Genomic DNA, 21,548 nt, shown 5'->3' on the forward strand with positions numbered 1-21,548 from the left:
CCCAGATCTCCTCGGAATGCGCCGAGCGCGTTCGCAGCGATGGCTATCGGCCTGCTCCGGGCGTTGCGTCTCGGCCGCGTGATGACTCGGCCCTGTTGCGTCTCGACTCCACGGCGTCTCGGCACCTGCGGCATCTCGGCACCCGAAACGACTGAGGCCCACCGGAATCCATGTCCGGTGGGCCTCAGTGCGTATGGACGCCGATCAGGGCAGCGGGCCGCCCGCGGCGATCGCCGACAGGGTGGCGAACTCGTCACCCTTGAGCGACGCACCGCCGACCAGAGCGCCGTCGATATCGGTCTGGGAGACCAGTTCGCCGACGTTCTTGGCATTGGCCGAACCGCCGTAGAGCACCCGCACCGACGCCGCCACCTCGGGCGAGGCCAGTTCGGCGAGCTCGCCGCGGATGGCGCCGCACACCTCCTGCGCGTCGGCGGGAGTGGCGACCTTGCCGGTGCCGATGGCCCACACCGGCTCGTAGGCGATGACGATCTTCGAGATCTCCTCGGCCGTCAGGCCTTTGAGCGAACCACGCAGCTGCTCGAGGTTGTACTCGACGTGGGTCTTCGCCTCGCGGACATTAAGACCCTCACCGATGCACACGATCGGGGTGATCCCGTGCTTCAGCGCCTGCTTGGCCTTGGCGAGCACGATCGCGTCGTCCTCGTTGTGGTACTGGCGACGTTCCGAATGCCCGACCACCACGAAGCTGCACCCGAGCTTGGCCAGCATGGACGCGCTGATCTCACCGGTGTAGGCGCCTTCGTCGTGCACGGACACATCCTGGGCGCCGAAGGTGATGCGCAGCTTGTCGCCCTCGATCAGGGTCTGCACACTGCGGATATCGGTGAACGGCGGGATGACGGTGACGTCGACCTTGTCGAAATACTTGTCCGGCAGGGCGAACGCGATCTTCTGCACCAGGGCGATGGCCTCGAGATGATTGAGGTTCATCTTCCAGTTGCCCGCGATGAGCGGCTTGCGTGCCATTACGCGTCCTCCTCCAGCACGCTGATGCCGGGAAGTTCCTTGCCCTCGAGGTATTCCAGCGACGCACCGCCACCGGTCGAGATGTGCGAGAAACCGTCTTCGGGCAGGCCGAGCGTGCGCACGGCCGCGGCCGAGTCGCCACCACCGACGACGGTGAACGCGCCCTTACCGGTCGCGGTCACAATCGCCTCGGCGACCCCGCGGGTGCCTGCGGCGAAGTTGTCGAACTCGAACACACCCATCGGGCCGTTCCAGAACACCGTCTTCGCCTCGGTCAGCAGCGCCGCGAACCGGTCGACCGATTCGGGGCCGATGTCCAGGCCCATCCAGCCGTCCGGGATCTCGTTGGCCGGGACGACCTTCGAGTCGGCGTCGGCGGCGAACTTGTCGGCCGCGACGATGTCGCGCGGCAGGTGGATGACGTCGGCGAAACGCTCCAGCAGCTGCTTGCAGGTGTCGATCATCTCCTCCTGCAACAGCGAGGACCCGACCGAAAGGCCCTGTGCGGCAAGGAAGGTGAAGCACATGCCTCCGCCGATGACGAGCGTGTCGACCTTGGGGGCCAGCGCCTCGATCACCGCGAGCTTGTCCGAAACCTTCGAACCACCGAGCACGACCGCGTACGGCCGTTCCGGATTCTCGGTGAGCTTGGCCAGCACCTCGACCTCGGCGGCGACCAGCGTGCCCGCGTAATGCGGCAGCAGCTTCGCCACGTCGTAGACCGAGGCCTGCTTGCGGTGCACCACACCGAAGCCGTCGGAGACGAACGCGCCGTCCTCGCCCACCAGTTCGACCAGCGCGGCGGCCAGCTTGGCCCGCTGCGCATCGTCCTTGCTGGTCTCGCGCGGATCGAAGCGGATGTTCTCGAGCATGAGCACGTCACCGTCGGTGAGGCCCTCCGAACGCGCGAGCGCGTCCTGACCCACCACGTCGCCGGCGAGCTGAACGTTGCGGCCCAGCTCCTCGGCCAGCCGCGCGGCGACCGGCGCCAGCGACAGCTTCGGATCCGGCTCGCCCTTCGGGCGGCCCAGATGCGCGGTGACGACCACCTTGGCGCCGGCCTCGACGAGTGCCTTCAGCGTGGGCACCGAGGCCAGGATGCGGCCGGGGTCGGTGATGGTGCCGTTGTCGTCGAGAGGGACGTTCAGGTCGGAGCGCACCAGCACGCCCCGACCCTCGACACCCTCGGCCAGCAGATCTGCGAGTGTCTTGACTGCCATCTGCGTCAGAGGGACTTGCCGACGACGCCGATGAGGTCCGCGAGGCGGTTGGAGTAGCCCCACTCGTTGTCGTACCAGGACACGACCTTCACCTGGTTGTCGATGACCTTGGTCAGCGGCGCGTCGTAGATCGACGAGTGCGGATCGGTGACGATGTCGCTGGACACGATCGGGTCGACGTTGTACTTCAGGATGCCCTTCAGCGGACCCTCGGCGGCGGCCTTGAACGCGGCGTTGATCTCATCGATCGAGGCGGGCTTGGCCAGAGTCGCGGTCAGATCGGTGACCGAGCCGGTCGGGACCGGGACGCGCAGCGCGTAGCCGTCGAGCTTGCCCTGCAGCTCGGGCAGCACCAGGCCGATGGCCTTGGCGGCACCGGTGCCGGTGGGCACGATGTTGAGCGCGGCGGCGCGGGCGCGGCGCAGATCCTTGTGCGGCGCGTCCTGCAGGTTCTGGTCCTGGGTGTAGGCGTGGATGGTGGTCATCAGGCCCTGGACGATGCCGAACTCGTCGTTGAGCACCTTGGCCAGCGGGCCCAGGCAGTTGGTGGTGCACGAGGCGTTGGAGATGATGTTCTGGCTGCCGTCGTACTTGTCGTCGTTGACGCCCATCACGATGGTGATGTCCTCACCGGAGGCGGGCGCGGAGATGATGACCTTCTTGGCGCCGGCGGCCAGGTGACCCTTGGCCTTGGCGGCGTCGGTGAAGATGCCGGTGGATTCCACGACGATGTCGACACCCAGGTCGCCCCACGGCAGGGCCGACGGGCCCTCCTTGATGGCGAGCGCCTTGATCCGCTGGTCGCCGACCACGATGGTGTCACCGTCGACGGACACGTCCTGGGGCAGACGGCCCAGGATCGAGTCGTACTTCAGCAGTGTCGCCAGGGTGTTGATGTCGGTGAGGTCGTTGACCGCGACGATCTCGATGTCGGTGGTGCCGAGCGCCTTCTGCGCCTCGACCGCCCTGAAGAAGTTACGGCCGATACGACCGAAGCCGTTGATGCCTACCCGGACAGTCACGTTATCGCTCCTCAGCTTTTCAGCGGATTCATTCCGTCTCTACCTACAGTAGTGCCCGGCCGTAACCCCGCGGACATGCACCTCACGATTGCGAATCGGGTGAGGTGCGGCCCTGCGAGCGGCCGGACCAGGGCCGGTCGAACCGGGCCCATCCACTCAGGCTTCGTCGAGCAGTTCGGCGGTCACCGCCGATTCGGTATCGGGCACGCCGAGCTCCTTCGCACGGCGGTCGGCCATCGACAGCAATCGCCGGATACGCCCGGCCACAGCGTCTTTCGTCATCGGCGGATCGGCGAGCTGGCCGAGTTCCTCGAGCGAAGCCTGGCGATGCTGCACCCGAAGCTTGCCGGCCGCGGCCAGATGATCGGGCACCTCCTCACCGAGGATTTCCAGCGCCCGCTCCACCCGCGCGGCGGCGGCGACCGCGGCGCGGGCCGATCGGCGCAGATTCGCGTCGTCGAAGTTGGCCAGCCGGTTGGCAGTGGCACGCACCTCCCGGCGCATCCGGCGCTCTTCCCAGGTCAGCCGGGTGTCCTGGGCGCCCATCCTGGTGAGCAGCGCGCCGATGGCCTCGCCGTCGCGCACCACCACCCGGTCGGTGCCGCGCACCTCGCGGGCCTTGGCCGAGATGCCGAGCCTGCGCGCCGCACCCACCAGTGCCAGGGCCGCCTCCGGACCGGGGCAGCTGACCTCGAGCGCCGAGGATCGACCCGGCTCGGTGAGCGAACCGTGGGCGAGAAACGCACCGCGCCAAGCGGCTTCGGCGTCGCCGACGCTGCCGCCGACCACCTGGGCGGGCAGCCCGCGCACCGGACGGCCGCGCACGTCGAGCAGGCCGGTCTGGCGGGCCAGCGCCTCGCCTTCCTTCGACACCCGCACCACATAGCGCGAGGTCTTGCGGAGCCCGCCGGCGCCGAGAACATGCACGTCCGAGCCGTAGCCGTAGAGCTCGAAGATTTCGCGTCGTAGCCTGCGCGCGATCGAGCCCATGTCCACCTCGGCCTCGACGATCACCCGCCCGCCGACGATGTGCAGCCCACCGGCGAAGCGCAGCAGGGCGGACAGTTCCGCCTTGCGCGAACTCACCTGGGACACCGCGAGCCTGCTCAGCTCGTCCTTCACTTCGGCTGTCATCGCCACGAGACGCGCTCCTTTCCACCCAACCCGGACCGCACATCCTGACCCATGTGCCGTCCCTCGACTCGAAGCCCTGACATGGTCGGCCGAGGTTCCCGGATCAAACGATCCAGTGCGGCGGCAAGCTTTCCGGGATGGTGCCGGTCCGTTCCCGCGTCGGCGACATCGGAAAAGACTACCCGCGCTCGCAACTGTTCGGCCGCTCTTGCCACATGTTCACGCTCTCTGCCCTCGGGCACGCAGCCGGAATCGACCAGCACATCGTCGACCGCGAAATCCGGTGCGTGCTGGGACAATACATGCAGATGGCGTTCGGCGGAGAATCCCGCCGTCTCCCCGGGCTCGGCGGCCAGATTCAGCACCAGCACCTTGCGCGCCCTGGTGTAGACCAGCGCGTCGCGCAGCTCGGGGACCAGCACATGCGGGATCACACTGGTGAACCACGAGCCGGGGCCGAGCACCACCACGTCGGCGTGTTCGACCGCGGAGGTGGCCTCCGGGCTCGCGGGCGGGTCGGAGGGGATCAGCCGCACCCGGCGGACCTTGCCCGGCGTGGTCGCCACCGCCACCTGCCCGCGGATGCAGCGGCTCACCCGCGGGTCGGCTTCCAGCCCGGACACGTCGGCCTCGATATCGAGGGCGATCGGCGACATCGGCAGCACCCGTCCGGTGACTCCGAGCAGCGCCGCGACCTGGTCCAGCGCGGCGACCGGATCGCCGAGCACCTCGGTGAGCCCGGCCAGGATCAGATTGCCGACCGAATGCCCGGCCAGCGCGCCGGTGCCACCGAAGCGGTGCTGCACCGTGCGGGTCCACACGCCGTCGGCGTCGGCGGCCAGCGCCGCCAGCGCCATGCGCAGATCACCCGGTGGGGGTACACCGAGCTCGGCGCGTAATCGACCGGACGAGCCGCCGTCGTCGGCCACGGTCACCACCGCGCTGATCCGGGTGGTCAGCCGCCGCACCGCGGTCAGCGTCGCGTACAAACCGTGCCCGCCGCCGAGGGCGACGATGGCGGGGTTGGCGTCCCATCCCGTCATTCGCGCCCCAGATCCCGATGGACCACGCGCACCACGTCGACGACCCCGTCGGAGTCGGTGCGCAACGATTCACCCAGCGCCTCGGCGATCGCCACGCTGCGGTGCCTGCCGCCGGTGCACCCCACTGCCACCGTCATGTATCGCTTCCCCTCTTGGCGGTAACCGTTCGTGACCAGGTCGAGCAGGTGATGGCAGGTACGCAGATAGTCGTCCGCACCCGGACGCGACAGCACGTACTCGCTGACCACCGACTCCTGTCCAGAATGTTCCCGCAGTTCCGGTATCCAGTGTGGATTGGGCAGAAAACGCACATCCAACACCATGTCGGCGTCCAGCGGTACCCCGTACTTGAACCCGAAGGACTGCACCGTCAGTTGCAGGGCGGCCGAGGCGCCGCCGCCGTAGGCCTCCTCGAGCTTGCGGTGCAGCTGATGAATGGACAGTTCGGTGGTGTCGATGACGACGTCGGCAGCGGCCTTGACCGCCGAGAGCCGGATCCGTTCCGCGGCGATACCCGCCGACAGCGTGCCGTCGGCGCTCTCGCTCTGCAGGGGATGGCGGCGCCGGGCGAAACCGAACCGGCGGATCAGCACGTCGTCGGAGGCTTCCAGGAACAACACCCTGGTCTTCACACCGCGCTCACGCAGCTGCTCGGTGACCACCGAGAGATCGCCGGTGAAGAACCGGCTACGCACGTCCATGACCAGGGCCAACCGCCGGATCGGCGGATCGGCGGCGGCGCCGAGCTCGACCATGCGCCCGATCAGTTCGGGCGGCAGATTATCGGTGACGTACCAGCCGAGATCCTCGAGCACCTTGGCCGCGGTACCGCGCCCCGCTCCGGACAAACCGGTCACCAGAACGACCTCTACCTGCGCACCGGCGGGCCCGCCGCGCGCTGCGGCGGGCCCGGGGGCATGGCCGCTGCTGTTCGATTCGACGCGTGTCATGTACCACCGGATCTGTTGTCTGGATGCCTCTCGATCATGTCGCACCGAATTCGGTATCCGGTGCAGTTACACAACGTACGCGACCGGGGCTAATCTCCGCGCAAGGCGGCCAGCACCGCCTGGGCCGTGGCGACCCCGATACCGGGCACTTCGGTGATCTCCTCCACGGTCGCCTCCTTCAATTTGGCGACCGATCCGAAGTGCGTGACCAGCGCGGTTCGCCGGGCAGCGCCCAATCCGCGCACCGAATCCAGCGCCGAGGCCGTCATCCGGCGTGAGCGTTTGCTGCGGTGGAAGGTGATGGCGAAGCGGTGCGCCTCGTCACGTACCCGTTGCAGCAGGTAGAGCGCCTCGCTGGTGCGGGGCATGATCACCGGGTCGGGTTCGTTGGGCACCCACACCTCTTCGAGGCGTTTGGCCAGGCCGATCACCGCGACGTCGGTGATGCCGAGTTCATCGAGCACCTCGGCGGCCGCGGCGACCTGTGGTGCGCCACCGTCGACGACATAGAGGTTGGGCGGGTAGGCGAACTTGCGCGGCTTACCGGTCGCGGGGTCGATCCCCGGCAGCGAGGTGGGCGCGTCCTCGATGTCCTCGGGCGGGGTGCCGTCGGGGGCGGTGGGGGTGTCGAGTTCGACCCGTTCGGCGGCGTCGCGTTCGCGGCGCAGCCGGCCGAAGCGCCGCCTGGTGACCTCGGCGATGCTGCCGACGTCGTCGGAGCGGCCCTCACCGGCGGCTTCTTTGATGGCGTAGTGCCGGTATTCCGATTTGCGGGGCAGCCCGTCTTCGAACACCACCAGCGAGGCGACCACATCGGTGCCCTGCACATGGCTGATGTCGACGCATTCGATCCGCAGCGGCGCGGTGTCCAGATCCAGGGCGTCCTGAATATCTTGCAGGGCCGCGGATCTGGAGGTGAGATCGCCTGCGCGGCGCAGCTTGTGCTGGGCCAGCGCCTCCTGTGCGTTGCGCTGCACCGTCTCGGCCAGCGCCTTCTTGTCGCCGCGGCGCGGCACCCGCACCTGCACCGCCGAACCGCGCAGCTGCGACAGCCACTGCTGCACCTGCTCCACATCGGCGGGCAGCTCGGGGACCAGCACCTCGCGCGGCACCACGGTGGGCTGTTCTTCGGCGCCCTGGGCGGCGACGGCGGCCTGTTCGCCGTAGAACTGGGTGAGGAACTGTTCCACCAGCGCCGCCATCTCCCCGCCGGCCTCGGGCACGTCGACGGCGTCACCGGATTTATCGACCACCCAGCCGCGCTGACCGCGGACCCGGCCGTCGCGCACGTGGAAGATCTGCACCGCCACCTCGAGCTCGTCGGTGGCGAAGGCGATCACGTCGGCGTCGGTACCGGTGCCGAGCACCACGGCTTGCTTCTCCAGCGCCCGGCGCAGCGCTTGTACGTCGTCGCGCAGGCGGGCGGCGGTCTCGAAGTCCAGCTCATCGGAGGCCTGGTGCATGCGGCGTTCGAGTTCGCGGACCATGCGGTCGGTGCGCCCGGCCAGGAAGTCGCAGAAGTCCTCGACGATGCGGCGATGCTCCTCGGCGCTGACCCGGCCGATGCACGGCGCCGAGCATTTGTCGATGTAGCCGAGCAGACACGGCCGCCCGATCTGGCTGTGCCGCTTGAACACTCCGTTCGAGCAGGTGCGCGCGGGGAACACGCGCAGCAGCAGGTCGAGGGTTTCGCGGATGGCCCAGGCGTGGGCGTAGGGGCCGAAGTAGCGGACCCCCTTCTTCCGCGCGCCGCGGTAGACGAACAGCCGCGGGTACTCCTCGTTCAAGGTGACCGCGAGCACCGGGTACGACTTGTCGTCGCGATAGCGGACGTTGAAGCGTGGATCGAATTCCTTGATCCAGTTGTATTCCAGCTGCAACGCCTCGACCTCGGTGGACACCACCGTCCACTCGACGCTCGCGGCGGTGGTGACCATCTGCCTGGTCCGCGGATGCAGCGAGGCCACGTCGGCGAAGTAGGAGTTCAGCCGGGAGCGCAGGCTCTTGGCCTTGCCGACGTAGATGACGCGCCCGTAGGAATCCCGGAACTTGTACACACCGGGTTCGACGGGAATCGTGCCCGGCTTGGGCCGGTACGTCGCGGGATCTGCCACCCATCCAGCCTATCGACGCCCTCCGACAAACTCCGCCGTGGGAGGCTGCTCGGCCCCCGGTCACCGCCGCTGCCGGGTGCACCACAGGGGACACCCGGCAGCGAGAGCGACCTCAGCCGGCGTCGCCGTGGATCAGCACACCCCGAATGTTCTTCCCGTCACGCAGGTCCTGATACCCCTGGTTGATGTCCTCGAGCCGGTACCGGGTGGTGACCAGATCGTCCAGGTTCAGCTGACCCGCGTCGTAGAGACGCAGCAACCGCACGATGTCGTACTGCGGGTTGGCCGAGCCGAAGAGCGTGCCCTTGATCGTCTTCTCGTTCAAGGTGAGCATCGCACCGGAGACGTGGACGGTCAGCTTCGCCGGATCGGCGAGCCCGGTCACCACCACTGTCCCGCCCTTGCCGACGATGTCGAACGCGGCCGACACGACCTCCTCGGTGACCGTCCCGACGGTGATGATGGCCTGGTCGGCGCCTTGTCCCCAGGACAGTTCGGATACCTTCGCCGCGGCCTCCTCGGCGGTGGCGAAGGCATGGGTCGCACCCATCTTCACCGCCGTCTCCCGCTTGAACTGCACCGGATCGACCACCACGACGAACTTGGCGCCGCTGTGCACCGCACCCTGGACGGCGTTGATGCCGAGCCCGCCGATGCCGTAGACGACGGTGATGTCACCGACCCGGACATTGCCCGCGTAGGTGGCGCTGCCCCAGCCCGACGGCACACCGCAGCCGACCAGAACAGCGGTCTCGAGCGGCAGCCAGTTGTCCACCTTGACCACCGAGTGCTCGGAGATGGTGGCCCGTTCGGCGAAGGTGCCGAGCATGCACATGGCACCGAAATCCATTCCGTTGCCATGGAATCGGAAGGTCCCGTCGGGCATGCAGCCATCGAGGATGGTGGCGCCCATATCGCAGAGGTTCTGCCTGCCGGTGGAGCAGTAGCGGCAGTGCCCGCAGTTCGGGATGAAACTGCACACCACGTGGTCACCCGGCTGCACCTTGGTGACGCCCGGCCCCACTTCCTCGATGACACCCGCACCCTCGTGGCCGCCGACGATGGGATAGCGGGGCGGCAGATCGCCGTCGGTGAGATGCAGGTCGGAGTGGCAGAGTCCGGCGGCGGTGTAGCGGATGAGGACCTCGCCGGGACCGGGCCCGTCCAGGTCGAGTTCCATGATCTCGAAAGGCTTGCCCGCGTCGATGAGCACGGCTGCGGTGGTTTTCACGGCATTCTCCTGACGGTAGCGGTCGCGATCAGAGGGCGACGTTGACGGACTTGGTCTGCAGGTACAGGTCCATGGCGGCGGCACCGAGCTCGCGACCCCAGCCGGACTGCTTGTAGCCGCCGAAGGGCATCGCGGTGTCGAAGCCGTTGTATTGGTTGACCCAGACCGACCCGGCCTTCAACAGGCGCGCGGTGCGGTGGGCCTTGGTGACGTCGCGGGTCCACACACCCGCGGCCAGCCCGTAGGGCGAATCGTTGGCGGCCGTGACCGCCGCGCCGATCCCGTCGTCGGCGTTGAAGGGCAGCGCCGCGACGACCGGGCCGAAGATCTCCTCACGCACGATGCTGAATTCGGGTCGCACATCGACGAATACGGTCGGCTCCACGAAGTACCCGGTCTCCCCGTACCGTTTGCCGCCGGTGAGGGCGCGGGCGCCGTCGGCGAGTCCGGCTTGCAGATAACCGGTCACGCGGTCGAACTGCTCCTGCGAGACGAGCGGGCCGAGTTCGGTCGCCGGATCCAGGCCTGGACCGATCTTCACGGCCGCGGCGGCGTCGGCGACGGCCCGGGTGAAGTCGTCGAAGATCTTGTCCTCCACGAACAACCGCGTTCCCGCCACACAGCACTGGCCGTGATTGAACAGCCACGCGTTCACCGATCCGGTGACCGCCGCCTCGAAATCGGCGTCGGCGAACACCACATTCGCGCTCTTGCCGCCGAGCTCGAGCGACACCTTCTTGAGGTTGCCGCGCGCTGCGTCGACGACGAGTTTGCCGACCTCGGTGGAGCCGGTGAAAGCGATCTTGTCGACGCCGTCGTGGGCGGACAGGGCGGCGCCGGCATCACCGAAACCGGTCACGATGTTCACCACGCCGGGCGGGAAGCCCGCCTCCTGGAAGACCTCACCGAGCAGCAGGGCGGTCAGCGGCGTCTGCTCTGCGGGCTTGAGCACCACCGTGTTCCCGGCCGCGAGCGCGGGCGCGAGTTTCCACGACGCCATGAGCAGCGGGAAGTTCCACGGCACGATCAGCCCACAGACGCCGACCGGTTCGCGCAGCGTGTACGCGTGGAACTGAGCGCCGGGGGCGAACGGCATAGAGACCTCGACCGTCGAGCCCTCGATCTTGGTGGCCCAACCGGCGTAGTAGCGGAACACATCGGCGGCCCACGCGGTGTCCACCGCGGTGGCGATGCCCGCGGACTTACCGTTGTCGAGCGCCTCCAGCTCGCCGAACTCCGCGGCGCGCTCGGACAGGATGTCGCCGACGCGCCAGAGCAGCCGCTCGCGCTCGTTCGGTTTCATCCACTGCCACGGGCCGTCGTCGAAGGCCTGGCGCGCCGCGCGGACTGCGCGATCGACGTCCTCGGCGCCGCCGTGGGCCACCTCGGCGAGGGCGGCGCCGGTCGCGGGATCCTCGGTGGCGAAGGTACGCCCGGAGGCGGCATCGACCCATTCACCACCGATGAGCAGCCGCTTGGGCCGATCGAGAAAGCTGCGAACCTGCGTCCGGATCGGGAACTCGGACACCGCTGTCATACGTACCTCCAGGGGAATCGGTCTGTGACACAGGCCATATTCCGATGGATCGGCGCACGCTAACTGTTCAATCTCTGGACACCGTCAGCGGTCGATATCGAGGGACCGCATCCGCGCGTACAGGGTGGTCCGGCTCATCCCGAGCCTGCGCGCGGCGTGCACTTTGTTGCCGCCGCTGTCGGACAGGGCCGCCATGATGATCCGGCGTTCGGCCAGTTCCCGTTCCGACAACCGGGCCACCCGCGGCGAGATCCGGTACGGCCCGGGCAGATCCGCGAGATCGATGCGATCGCCGCGGACGCTGCTCGCCGCCTGCGCCAGCACCGCGTGCAGCTCGGTCAGGTTCCCCGGCCACTGCCCGGCCCGCAGTGCGCCCAGCGCCTGGGCGGTGAGGCGCAGTCCGGGGTGGATGCCGGCCAGCATCCGGGCGGCGATCTCGGCGATATCGGTGCGCCGCTCCCGCAGTGGCGGCAGGTTCACCCGGTGCGGACAGCCGGCCAGCAACGCCGACAGCTGCGGGGTGGGGGCGGCGCCCGGTCCGCTCGACAGCACCACGCGGGGCGCATCCGTGGTCCGGACGAACTCTGCCACGGCGTCCACCGCGTCGGGCGCCAGCCGATCGACCCCGTCGATCACCAGGAACGCCGGCCGGCGCTCACGTTCGCACACCGCGCGCAACCACGCGGGGACGCCCGGACCGGACAGGTCGGCGGCGTCGACGTGGACGGCTTCGGCGTCACCGACCACCTCGACGATGACGGTGCTGCGACCGGTGCCCGGCTCCCCCGCCACCACCACCGCCCCCGCGCCCGCTGCCACCGACCGCAACCGGTCCCGAAGCCGGTCGCCCGCGCCCACACGGGTGCGCGGGACCGGCTGCCCGGACCGCAGCCGCACCACGAACAGCGCGCCGCCGTCCGTGCCGGGGATGCCGTCGGCTTCCACGACGGCCCGCTCGCCCGAGGACAGTTCCAGGTTTATCCGCCGCGTTCCGCCCGGACGTAGGTCCAGCGCGAGTTCCCGCAGCGTGTGATGGTCGGTCTGGTCGAATAGATCCATCGCGGCCGGATTGGCCAGCACCACGTCACCGCCGATCGCGGCGACAGCGATATTGCGTTGTGCGGGCGCCCGCTGGAAGGCCTCGATCAGCCGCTGCTGGGCGGCGCGGCGCCCGGCGAGCAGTCGCGCTTCGATATCGGCCACGGCGCGCGCCACCAACGGCGCGAACAGGGGGTTGGCCTGGGCGCCGCGGGCAGTCAGATCGAGCACCCCTTCGACGCGGCGGGTGACCGGGTGGATGATCGGCTGGCCGTAGCAGCTCATGTCCTTGAACCGCTCGAGGTAGTGCTCGCAGCCGTTGATGACGATGGGGCGTTTGAGCTCGAGCGGCGTGCCGAGTGCGTTGGTGCCCGCACGATCCTCCCCGAGCATCGAACCCACCACCACCCCGGCCCGCTCGAACCATCTGGCCGTGGTGCTGCCGTCGAACACGCGCGAGACGATGCGCCCGTCGCCGTCGGCGAGCAGGACCGCGAGCCCGGTCCCGGACAGCTGCGCGGCCAGTTCGTCGAGGATCGGCCGCGCCGCGTGCAGCAACCGGCCCGCGCTGTCGACCTCGGTGTGCGGATCGGTGTCCAGGTCGGCGCCCGGGTCGACGCCACACAGCTGCGACCGCTGCCACGACAGCGCGATATCCGGCCGCGGGCCGGGCGCTGCCGGGCCCTGTCCGAGCGTTTCGACCGACATCTCGTTCCTCCGGAGGAGCCCGGCGACTGGGTCACCGAGCCCGATCCGTGGCCTGCGTCGCACTGGGAACGGCCGGGACCCGACCTCGCCTATCCGATACACCGCGACCGCGGGTGTGCCGATCTCCGATCGGGCGCGAGCGGAGCCGGTCTCCGTTCGCGCCCGAGCAGCGCGGTGCGCGGTCCTCGAACCCGGTCGCATCCGGGTTCTCCAGATGGTAGCCAGAGCGGGCCCGCGCCGGGCCGGAATCCGGATGCGCGCCAGGCCCGAGTCACGGCCTTGCGACCGTCAGAACCGGTCCTTGTGCTCGGTGAGCCATTCCTCGAAGGTGCGCGGCGCACGCCCGAGGACCTGTTCGAGCACGCCGTCCGGGGTGCGGGCCGATGCCGGCGGGTCGGCATACCACCCGATCACGTACTCGGCGTCGGCGAGCGAGACGCCGGTGGCCGTCAGCCGGTCGATGGCCTGTTGTCTGGTCATCTGCTCGAAGGTGATCTCCCGGCCGATCGCCTCGGCCAGCATGGCGACCCGCTGGCGAACGGTCAGCGCTCGCGGCCCGGACAGGTTGTATGCCCGGCCCGCGTGCCCGTCCTCGGTCAGGGCCATCGCCGCCACCGCACCGAGGTCGGCCTCGTGCACGACAGCGCTCGGGAAGTCGAACGGCTCACGCACCACGCCTGCCGCCCGGATCGAGTCGGCCCAGCCGAGGGTGTTGCACATGAATTCCTGGGGCTCCAGCCTGGTCCAGGCGACGCCGGATTCTGCGACCGCGGTTTCGGCGGGACCGACATGACCGCCCCACAGGATGGTGATGCGCTCGACGCCCGCGGCCACGGCACGGCGCACGAGCTCCGGTCCGGTCGCGGCCACCCCTGAGGTGACCGTGATATGCAGACCCGTCACTCCGGCCAATGCCGCATCGAGAGTGTCCGGCTCGGTGTGGCTGCCCACCACGATGTCCGCGCCCGCGGGCAGCACTGCCGCCGCATGTTCCGGATCCCGGGTGAGCGCCCGCACGCTGTGGCCTCGGCGCAGCAGCTCCGCCACCACGTGCCGTCCGGTGTTTCCTGTTGCGCCCGTTACCAATATCGACATCGTTGAACTCCCTTCCGCACCCGACGCTATGAGCTCAACCTTTGTTGAGGTCAACGGCAGAAGCCCCGGCACAGGTCCGGGGGCTGGTCCGGCACGTGGGTCGGCTTCCGGCAGGGCAGAATCCACCATGTCTGAAGCTCTGGGAATGATCGCGGCACGTTTGTGGGCGGCAACGGTTAAGGTCCGTCTCATGACGCGCGCGCGACAGATTCGGACGGGAGCGGCCGTGGTTGCGGCGCTCGTGATCTCACTGGCGGCCGGGTGTTCGGAGGAATCCGAGGGCACCGCGGCCTGCACCACGACACCCAACGGGACCCCACTCACCGCCGCACCCGCCACGCCCGGTGGGGCGACCACGACCCAGAACCTGAGCACTAATCCCGAGATCGCGTCCGGCTACCGCAGCGATATGACACCGGTACGCACCGCGACCTATGCGGTGTCGACGGCGAACCCGCTCGCCACCCAGGCGGCCTGCGAGGTGCTGCGCGACGGCGGCACCGCGGCCGACGCGCTGATCACCGCGCAGACTGTGCTCGGGCTGGTCGAACCGCAGGCCTCCGGTATCGGCGGCGGCGCTTTCCTGGTCTATTACGACGCCGCGAGCAATTCCGTGGAGGCCTATGACGGCCGCGAGACCGCGCCCGCCGCCGCGACCGAGAATTATCTGCGCTGGGTCAGTGACACCGACCGCACCGAACCGAAGCCGGATGCCCGCGCCAGCGGTCGCTCCATCGGCGTGCCCGGGGTGGTGCGCATGCTCGAACTCACCCATCGCGAACACGGCAAGACGCCGTGGGCCGACCTGTTCGACCCGGCGGTGTCGCTGGCCGATCGCGGCTTCGAGATCAGTCCGCGCCTGGCCGGCCAGATTGCCGAATCAGCACCGAATCTCGCGGTGGACGAGGCCGCGAGGGCCTACTTCCTCAACCCTGACGGCTCCCCCAAACCGGCGGGCGAGGTGCTCACCAATCCGGCGATGTCGAAGACCTTGAACGCGATCGCCACCGACGGCGCCGACGCCTTCTACACCGGAGCCATCGCCCAGGACGTGGTCGAGGCCGCGACCTCCGGCTCCGGTGGCCGGACTCCCAGCCTGATCACCGCCGAGGACCTGGCGAACTATCAACCGAAGAAACGCACCGCGCTGTGCACCGACTATCGCGAGCACGAGATCTGCGGCATGCCCGCGCCGTCGTCGGGCGGGATCACCGTCGCCGCCACTCTCGGCATCCTGGCCAATTTCGACCTGGCCGCTATGGGCCCCGACAACGTCGACCGCAACGGCGGTAAGCCGAAAGCCGAAGCGGTACATCTGATCTCCGAAGCCGAGCGGCTGGCCTACGCCGACCGCAACAAGTACGTCGCCGATACCGATTACGTGCCGCTGCCGGGCAATTCACCCGAGACATTGGTGAACCCGGAGTACCTGAAGGGCCGGGCCGCGCTGATCGATCCCGGCCGCAGCATGGGGACCGCCCAACCCGGCGACTTCGGCCCGGTACCGGTCGGGGTCGGACCGCAGCCGCCCGAACACGGCACCAGCCAGATCTCCATCGTCGACTCCTACGGCAATGCCGCCGCCATGACCACCACCGTGGAATCGGCCTTCGGTTCGTTCCACATGGTCGACGGATTCTTCCTCAACAACCAGCTCACCGACTTCTCCGCCGAGCCCGTCGGCGAGGACGGGTTGCCGCTGGCCAACCGAGTCGAGCCGGGCAAGCGTCCGAGGAGTTCGATGAGCCCGACACTGGTCTTCGCGGACGCGGCCGACGGTTCACGCGGTGAGCTCACCCATGTCGCCGGATCGCCCGGCGGGTCGGTGATCATCCAGTTCGTGGTGAAAACGCTGGTCGGCATGCTGGATTGGGGCCTGGATCCGCAGCAGGCGATCTCGGCGGTGTCGTTCGGATCAGCCAATACGCCGGTCACCGGGGTGGGCGGTGAACACCCGGCCATCGATGCCACCGATGACGGTGCACACGATCCGCTGGTGGTGAAGCTGCGCGAACTCGGACATCAGGTGTCGGTGGCGCCGCAGACGAGCGGGCTGAGCGTGGTCCGCCGCGACGGCGACGGCTGGATCGGTGGCGCCGATCCGCGTCGTGAGGGTGAAGTGCTCGGCGATACCCGCTGATCGGACCCGGTTGTCGCGCCGATCGCCGCTGACCTACGCACGCGGCGATCGGCGCGACAACCGTACGAGCCCGCTCGTCCGTCTGACCTGCCGGGCCCGCGGCTGTGCGGCTCGGCCGACCGCGGCGTCGTCATGCACCCGGCGAGTTCAGCGCTGATACGGTGCGCTGGCGGCACTTCGGTCGTGGCGCTCGTCGACGTCGCGGAAACCCCGGCCTATCCACCCCTCCCGTAGAGCCGGCTGAGCAGGCTCCGATCCCGGGCGCTCGTCAGCTGCCGGAACCGCTGTACTTGGCCCCCAGTTCGCGCAGCCGTTCGAGGGCGTCGGCGGCGTACTCCTTGTCATTGGAGCGGATGGCCAGCATCGGGACGTAATCGTCGTCGACCAGTTCCAGCCGCGCCCAGGACTTACGGTCCGGGAACGAGACCCCGCGAATGTATTTCCACGGAAACTCGTTGTCGCCGAGCACATTGCGGACCACCACACCCTTGGGCCCGACCCGCACCCGTGGACGGGTCAGCAGCAGCACCGCGCACGCGCCGAGCACACCGATCCCCGCCATGGCGAACTGATCGAGCACCCGGAAATGCACGCCGGTCGACCCCACCCGCAGGAAGACCCCGGCGGCGGTGAACGCGATCACCAACAGCACCGCGACGATGACCGCGGTGCGCCGGGCCCGGCGCGGGCGCACCTCGAGATCCCAGACCGGCTGCTCGGTGGCCGAGCCGGCCGGGGCCGGGCCCGCGTTCCTGCGCCAGATCCGAACGACGGGCATCGGCTAGTTCGACCCGCGCAGCGAACGCAGGGTCAGCGCGGCATCCAGGGCGGCGGCGCAGGCCTGCTCGCCCTTGTCCTCCGCGGAGCCGGGCAATCCGGCCCGGTCCAGCGCCTGCTTCTCGTTGTTGGTGGTGAGCACACCGTTGGCGACCGGGGTGCTCTCGTCGAGCGAGACCCGGGTCAGGCCCGCGGTGACCGCGTCGCAGACGTACTCGAAATGCGGTGTGTCGCCGCGGATCACCACACCGAGCGCGACGACCGCGTCGTGCGTGCGGGCCAGTTCCTGGGCCACCACCGGCAATTCCATCGCGCCGGCGCAGCGCACCACCGTCAACTCGCGCACACCGGCCTTCTTGGCCACGCGTTCGGCATTGGCGACCAGGGTGTCGCAGATCTGGGTGTGCCAGCGCGAGGCGACGATGCCGAGCTTGAGCTGCTTGGCATCCTCGAGCGCGAAGGTGGGTACGCCGGTACCGCTCATCGGTTCTCGCCTTTCCGTCCGGCCGGATTCACTGCGCGGTCTCTCCCAGATCCAGGTCGTCGAGCCCGATCAGGTCGTGGCCCATGCGGTCGCGCTTGGTGCGCAGGTACCGCAGGTTCTCGGCATTGGCGCGCACCGGCATCGGCACGCGCTCGGTGATCCGCAGCCCGTAACCGTCGAGTCCGACCCGCTTGGCGGGGTTGTTGGTGAGCAGCCGCATCGAACGGATGCCGAGGTCGACCAGGATCTGCGCGCCCGTCCCGTAGTCGCGGGCGTCGGCGGGCAGGCCGAGTTCGATGTTCGCGTCGACGGTGTCGTGGCCGGAATCCTGGAGCTGGTAGGCCTGCAGTTTGTGCATCAGGCCGATGCCGCGGCCCTCATGCCCGCGCATATAGAGCACGACACCGCGGCCCTCGGCGGCCACCATCTCCAGCGCGGCGTCCAACTGCGGGCCGCAATCACAGCGCAGCGAACCGAACACGTCACCGGTCAGGCATTCCGAATGCACTCGCACCAGCACGTCGTCACCGTCGAGGATGTCGCCGCGCACCAGCGCCACATGCTCGACCTCGTCGTAGATGCTCTGGTAGCCGACCGCGGTGAACTCGCCGTGCACGGTGGGGATGCGCGCTTCGGCCACGCGCACCACATGCTTTTCGTGCTTGCGCCGCCAGGCGATCATGTCGGCGATGGAGATCAGCGCCAGCTCGTGCTCGTCGGCGAAGACGCGCAGCTCCTCGGTGCGGGCCATATGCCCGTCGTCCTTCTGGCTGACGATCTCGCAGATCACACCGGCCGGACGCAGCCCGGCCATGCGCGCCAGATCGACCGCGGCCTCGGTGTGGCCGGGCCGGCGCAGCACGCCGCCGTCCTTGGCGCGCAGCGGCACCACGTGGCCGGGCCGGGTGAAGTCGTCGGCCTTGGCGTCGGCGTCGGCGAGCAGCCGGATGGTGGTGGCGCGGTCGGCGCCGGAGATGCCGGTGCTGACGCCTTCCTTCGCGTCGACCGACACCGTGTAGGCGGTGCCGTGCTTGTCCTGGTTCAGCGCGTACATCGGCGGCAGGCCGAGGCGGTCGCAGTCGTCACCGGTGAGGGGCACACAGATATAGCCCGACGTGTAGCGGATCATGAACGCCATCAGCTCCGGGGTGGCCTTCTCGGCCGCGAAGATGAGGTCGCCCTCGTTCTCCCGGTCCTCGTCGTCGACGACGACAACCGCCTTACCGGCGGCGATATCGGCGACTGCGCGCTCGATGCTGTCGAACCTGGTCACGTCTGTTGTGCTCCATCTCGAATAAGGTGCCACCCCACACTACTGGGTCGGAACTGTCACTCCGGAGGCAGTGGTCCGCCTGGTGGACGGTGTGCTCAGCCGCGCTGCTGGAGGCGTTCGACGTACTTGGCGATGACGTCGACCTCCAGGTTGACCAGGGTGCCGGGCGCGGCGGTACCGAGGTTGGTCATCGACAGGGTGGTCGGGATGAGCGAGACCTCGAACCAGTCGCGGTTGCCGTCGGCGGCGGGGGCCTCGGAGATGCCGAGCCCGGAGACCGTCAGCGAGATGCCGTCGACGGTGATGGAGCCCTTTTCCACGACATACTTCGCGATGGACTCGGGCAGGGAGATCCGCACGACCTCCCAGTTCTCCGATGGCGTGCGAGCGAGCACGGTGCCGGTGCCGTCGACGTGGCCCTGCACCAGGTGCCCGCCGAGGCGGCTGTTCAGTGCGGCGGCGCGTTCCAGATTCACCTCGGCGCCCGCGGTCAGACCGCCGATGCTGGAGCGGTTGAGGGTCTCGGCCATCACGTCCACGGTGAAGCAATCGCCGTCGATCACATCGACGACGGTCAGGCATACCCCGTTGACCGCGATGGAGTCGCCGTGGCCGGCATCGGAGGTCACCAGCTTGCCCCGGATCGTCAACCGCGCGGCGTCGGCCAGCTGCTCGGTGGCGACGATCTCGCCCAGCTCCTCGACGATGCCTGTGAACATGCCTGACTCCCTGTCGCGTGTGGTCTTCCGGTTGCGGAACGGTCGAGACCGGGACCGGTATTCCCGATGACGTGCCGTGCTCGTGATCGAAGCCTAGTGAGCGGCGAGGGACGCGGTCAGCGCGGCCGGACCGGTCCGGGGCGGGCCGCCGGGTGCATCCGCCGGTGCCCGACCGACTCGCCGACCGAAGCCACGCCGGACGGCGGGCCCGTGACGCGCCGCGGAATCCGACCGTTGGGCCGTGTCGGCCCGGCTCGGCGAGCACGGATTATTTTATGGCGGCACATTCTTTATCGGACTTCAGAAAAATACCGTTCGTTCGGTCCGTAGCCTTTGTTGGATCGCTTTTTGTGAAACGCACACAAGAATGTCATCCAGCGCCCGTACGGTCCGTGCCCGGGCGAGACATCGCCGAAACATCAATTTCCGCAATCGCTTGCACGAGGGCCGAGATTGTCGCAAAATCGTTATGTAGCCGACTCCGACCGTTCAACAGCACCAGCTTTTCCGTACGGCAGAGTGACACGGACGGCAGAGTCCTACACGGCAGTTCGATCTCGGCACGCCACACGTGATACCTCACCATCGACCAGCACATCCGGCTACCGGACAGATGGACACCGCACCCGATATGTCGTTGTGCACCAATCCATTCCGGTTACCGGCCGCATGTGCCCGGCCGACGACGCCACGAGGCCGATCGCGCGGCGGCGCCACCGCAGGACAAGGCACATCCACCACTCCAGGAAGCCGAAAGATCACCGTGGACAGAATCGAGATCGACGCGGACACCGATCCCGTCGATCAGCACACATCCACCAGCGAAAACCACACCACCGGGGGTGCGGCGTGACCACGCTCGTCGATTTCACACTGGAAAACCGCTGCGTCACCTATCGGCGCGAATTCCAGTTCCCAGCCGTTATCGACCCCACCTCACGACGCATACTCCTGAAAATGGGCGCCCGCTACGGCGCCATCACCATACCCGCCGAACTCGGCGAACAAGTACAGCAGCGGCTGCGCCTGGCGGGCATCGCCGGCCCCGTCGTCGCCCACCCACGCGCGCGGCGGTGGACCTTCCTCACCGGCCCCACTCGCCCCGACATCCTCAGCGCCGCCGCATCGGCCGAACTCTTCCGCCTCTACGCCACCGTCGCCAGCGCGGGCAGCCACATCGTGCTGCCCTCCCCCGACGACGAACGCACCGGCTACCGCAGCTGGGTGCAGGCCCCCGAAAGCGGCACCGACCGGCCACCGCAAAGCTCCGTCATCGAGGCCACCCGGGCACTCGGCACCCGCGCGATCAGCCGCGGATAGCGGCCACCCCGGTCAACGCGCCCACACCGTGGCGGCCTGCCTGCGCAGCGTCTCCACGGTGGCGCCGGGATCCGCGGTGTTGTAGACCGCGGATCCCGCGACGAAACAATCGATACCGGCCTCGGCGGCCTGCTCGATGGTGTCGGCATTGATACCGCCGTCGATCTCCACCACCAGTCGCAGCTCCCCCGAGTCCACCAGCCGTCGCACCGTACGGGCCTTGTCCAGCACATGCGGAATGAAGGACTGCCCGCCGAAACCGGGCTCGACGCTCATCACCAGCAGCGTGTCGAAATCACGCAGGATCTCCAGATACGGCTCGATCGGCGTATTCGGCTTCACCGACAGACCCGCCTTCGCCCCTGCCGCCCGGATATCGCGCGCCACCGCCACCGGGTCATCGGTGGCTTCCGCGTGGAAGGTCACGTTGTATGCGCCCGCCTCCGCATACGGCGGCGCCCAGCGGCCCGGATCCTCGATCATCAGATGACAGTCCAGCGGAATGTCGGTGGCCTTCAACAGGCTCTCCACCACCGGCAACCCCAATGTCAGGTTCGGCACGAAATGCGCGTCCATCACATCGACATGCAGCCAGTCGGCAGTGGACACGGCATTCGCCTCGTCCGCGAGATGAGCGAAATCGGCGGAAAGGATCGACGGGGCGATCATCGGGGACTCGGGGCGGGAGAACGTCGGCGTGGACACAAGGCGGGAGTTTAAACCGGCGGTCGCCGCGACTGCGGGACGGGTCAC

Annotated in this window: 18 protein-coding genes; 2 read left to right on the top strand and 16 right to left on the bottom strand. The window is 68.6% G+C overall.

Going from position 1 to position 21,548, the window contains the following annotated elements; genetic code table 11:
- Nucleotides 1–204: 204 nt before the first annotated feature.
- From tpiA to RJ05_RS14830, 11 genes are all read right to left on the bottom strand, one after another.
- Complete coding sequence (gene tpiA / locus RJ05_RS14780) at nucleotides 205–990, bottom strand: triose-phosphate isomerase (RefSeq protein ID WP_036537787.1); 786 nt, start codon at nucleotides 988–990, stop codon at nucleotides 205–207.
- Nucleotides 990–2,210: a phosphoglycerate kinase gene (locus RJ05_RS14785; protein ID WP_036537788.1), complete on the bottom strand. Its 1,221-nt coding sequence runs from the start codon at nucleotides 2,208–2,210 to the stop codon at nucleotides 990–992. Before RJ05_RS14785 ends, tpiA begins: the two co-directional genes overlap by 1 nt.
- 5 nt (nucleotides 2,211–2,215) lie before the next feature.
- Entirely contained in the window at nucleotides 2,216–3,232 is a 1,017-nt protein-coding gene (gap, locus tag RJ05_RS14790; RefSeq protein WP_036537789.1) for a type I glyceraldehyde-3-phosphate dehydrogenase, read from the bottom strand.
- 156 nt (nucleotides 3,233–3,388) lie between these two features.
- Nucleotides 3,389–4,372, bottom strand: a complete 984-nt coding sequence (gene whiA / locus RJ05_RS14795) for a DNA-binding protein WhiA (RefSeq protein ID WP_036537790.1) — start codon at nucleotides 4,370–4,372, stop codon at nucleotides 3,389–3,391.
- Nucleotides 4,363–5,409 carry a gluconeogenesis factor YvcK family protein gene (locus RJ05_RS14800; protein WP_036537791.1) on the bottom strand — a complete coding sequence of 349 codons (1,047 nt, stop codon included), beginning with the start codon at nucleotides 5,407–5,409 and terminating at the stop codon, nucleotides 4,363–4,365. The genes whiA and RJ05_RS14800 overlap by 10 nt, the downstream gene beginning before the upstream one ends.
- Nucleotides 5,406–6,359: an RNase adapter RapZ gene (gene rapZ, locus RJ05_RS14805; RefSeq protein WP_036537792.1), complete on the bottom strand. Its 954-nt coding sequence runs from the start codon at nucleotides 6,357–6,359 to the stop codon at nucleotides 5,406–5,408. The genes RJ05_RS14800 and rapZ overlap by 4 nt, the downstream gene beginning before the upstream one ends.
- A gap of 89 nt (nucleotides 6,360–6,448) precedes the next feature.
- The gene (gene uvrC, locus RJ05_RS14810; protein ID WP_036537793.1) at nucleotides 6,449–8,473 is read right to left on the bottom strand and encodes an excinuclease ABC subunit UvrC; all 2,025 of its coding nucleotides are present in this window, start codon (nucleotides 8,471–8,473) and stop codon (nucleotides 6,449–6,451) included.
- A gap of 112 nt (nucleotides 8,474–8,585) precedes the next feature.
- Entirely contained in the window at nucleotides 8,586–9,704 is a 1,119-nt protein-coding gene (locus tag RJ05_RS14815) for an NDMA-dependent alcohol dehydrogenase (protein ID WP_036537794.1), read from the bottom strand.
- 28 nt (nucleotides 9,705–9,732) lie between these two features.
- Nucleotides 9,733–11,241, bottom strand: a complete 1,509-nt coding sequence (locus tag RJ05_RS14820; RefSeq protein WP_036537795.1) for an aldehyde dehydrogenase family protein — start codon at nucleotides 11,239–11,241, stop codon at nucleotides 9,733–9,735.
- Between the two features lie 84 nt (nucleotides 11,242–11,325).
- On the bottom strand, nucleotides 11,326–12,987 hold the full coding sequence (locus tag RJ05_RS14825) for a sigma-54-dependent Fis family transcriptional regulator (protein ID WP_051016584.1): 1,662 nt from the start codon (nucleotides 12,985–12,987) through the stop codon (nucleotides 11,326–11,328).
- Nucleotides 12,988–13,275: 288 nt separating this feature from the next.
- Nucleotides 13,276–14,082, bottom strand: a complete 807-nt coding sequence (locus RJ05_RS14830; RefSeq protein ID WP_036537796.1) for an NmrA family NAD(P)-binding protein — start codon at nucleotides 14,080–14,082, stop codon at nucleotides 13,276–13,278.
- Nucleotides 14,083–14,272: 190 nt separating this feature from the next.
- Between RJ05_RS14830 and RJ05_RS14835 the strand changes: the two genes are divergently transcribed.
- Nucleotides 14,273–16,222 carry a gamma-glutamyltransferase family protein gene (locus tag RJ05_RS14835; RefSeq protein ID WP_036537797.1) on the top strand — a complete coding sequence of 650 codons (1,950 nt, stop codon included), beginning with the start codon at nucleotides 14,273–14,275 and terminating at the stop codon, nucleotides 16,220–16,222.
- 268 nt (nucleotides 16,223–16,490) lie between these two features.
- Here RJ05_RS14835 and RJ05_RS14840 read toward each other — a convergent pair whose 3' ends face one another.
- The 4 genes from RJ05_RS14840 to RJ05_RS14855 all read right to left on the bottom strand — a co-directional run bounded on the left by RJ05_RS14840 (nucleotide 16,491) and on the right by RJ05_RS14855 (nucleotide 19,475).
- Nucleotides 16,491–17,000: a PH domain-containing protein gene (locus RJ05_RS14840; protein ID WP_051016585.1), complete on the bottom strand. Its 510-nt coding sequence runs from the start codon at nucleotides 16,998–17,000 to the stop codon at nucleotides 16,491–16,493.
- 3 nt (nucleotides 17,001–17,003) lie between these two features.
- Nucleotides 17,004–17,483, bottom strand: coding sequence for a 6,7-dimethyl-8-ribityllumazine synthase (gene ribH, locus RJ05_RS14845; protein WP_036537798.1), 480 nt, complete (start codon nucleotides 17,481–17,483; stop codon nucleotides 17,004–17,006).
- 28 nt (nucleotides 17,484–17,511) lie between these two features.
- Nucleotides 17,512–18,756 carry a bifunctional 3,4-dihydroxy-2-butanone-4-phosphate synthase/GTP cyclohydrolase II gene (locus RJ05_RS14850; protein WP_036537799.1) on the bottom strand — a complete coding sequence of 415 codons (1,245 nt, stop codon included), beginning with the start codon at nucleotides 18,754–18,756 and terminating at the stop codon, nucleotides 17,512–17,514.
- 95 nt (nucleotides 18,757–18,851) lie between these two features.
- Nucleotides 18,852–19,475, bottom strand: coding sequence for a riboflavin synthase (locus tag RJ05_RS14855; protein WP_036537800.1), 624 nt, complete (start codon nucleotides 19,473–19,475; stop codon nucleotides 18,852–18,854).
- 849 nt (nucleotides 19,476–20,324) lie between these two features.
- Between RJ05_RS14855 and RJ05_RS14860 the strand changes: the two genes are divergently transcribed.
- The gene (locus RJ05_RS14860; RefSeq protein WP_036537801.1) at nucleotides 20,325–20,795 is read left to right on the top strand and encodes a hypothetical protein; all 471 of its coding nucleotides are present in this window, start codon (nucleotides 20,325–20,327) and stop codon (nucleotides 20,793–20,795) included.
- A 12-nt stretch (nucleotides 20,796–20,807) separates the two neighbouring features.
- Here RJ05_RS14860 and rpe read toward each other — a convergent pair whose 3' ends face one another.
- Entirely contained in the window at nucleotides 20,808–21,464 is a 657-nt protein-coding gene (gene rpe, locus RJ05_RS14865) for a ribulose-phosphate 3-epimerase (protein WP_014351709.1), read from the bottom strand.
- Between the last annotated feature and the right edge of the window lie 84 nt (nucleotides 21,465–21,548).

Source organism: Nocardia cyriacigeorgica NBRC 100375 (genome assembly GCF_000308555.1).
GTDB classification, from domain to species: Bacteria; Actinomycetota; Actinomycetes; order Mycobacteriales; family Mycobacteriaceae; genus Nocardia; species Nocardia cyriacigeorgica.

What these genes read in the sequence shown, in the direction of transcription:
- tpiA (WP_036537787.1), bottom strand. Translation starts at nt 990, where the DNA reads ATGGCACGCAAGCCGCTCATCGCGGGCAACTGGAAGATGAACCTCAAT.
- RJ05_RS14785 (WP_036537788.1), bottom strand. Translation starts at nt 2,210, where the DNA reads ATGGCAGTCAAGACACTCGCAGATCTGCTGGCCGAGGGTGTCGAGGGT.
- RJ05_RS14800 (WP_036537791.1), bottom strand. Translation starts at nt 5,409, where the DNA reads ATGACGGGATGGGACGCCAACCCCGCCATCGTCGCCCTCGGCGGCGGG.
- rapZ (WP_036537792.1), bottom strand. Translation starts at nt 6,359, where the DNA reads ATGACACGCGTCGAATCGAACAGCAGCGGCCATGCCCCCGGGCCCGCC.
- RJ05_RS14820 (WP_036537795.1), bottom strand. Translation starts at nt 11,241, where the DNA reads ATGACAGCGGTGTCCGAGTTCCCGATCCGGACGCAGGTTCGCAGCTTT.
- RJ05_RS14825 (WP_051016584.1), bottom strand. Translation starts at nt 12,987, where the DNA reads ATGTCGGTCGAAACGCTCGGACAGGGCCCGGCAGCGCCCGGCCCGCGG.
- RJ05_RS14830 (WP_036537796.1), bottom strand. Translation starts at nt 14,082, where the DNA reads ATGTCGATATTGGTAACGGGCGCAACAGGAAACACCGGACGGCACGTG.
- RJ05_RS14835 (WP_036537797.1), top strand. Translation starts at nt 14,273, where the DNA reads ATGACGCGCGCGCGACAGATTCGGACGGGAGCGGCCGTGGTTGCGGCG.
- RJ05_RS14840 (WP_051016585.1), bottom strand. Translation starts at nt 17,000, where the DNA reads ATGCCCGTCGTTCGGATCTGGCGCAGGAACGCGGGCCCGGCCCCGGCC.
- ribH (WP_036537798.1), bottom strand. Translation starts at nt 17,483, where the DNA reads ATGAGCGGTACCGGCGTACCCACCTTCGCGCTCGAGGATGCCAAGCAG.
- RJ05_RS14855 (WP_036537800.1), bottom strand. Translation starts at nt 19,475, where the DNA reads ATGTTCACAGGCATCGTCGAGGAGCTGGGCGAGATCGTCGCCACCGAG.
- rpe (WP_014351709.1), bottom strand. Translation starts at nt 21,464, where the DNA reads ATGATCGCCCCGTCGATCCTTTCCGCCGATTTCGCTCATCTCGCGGAC.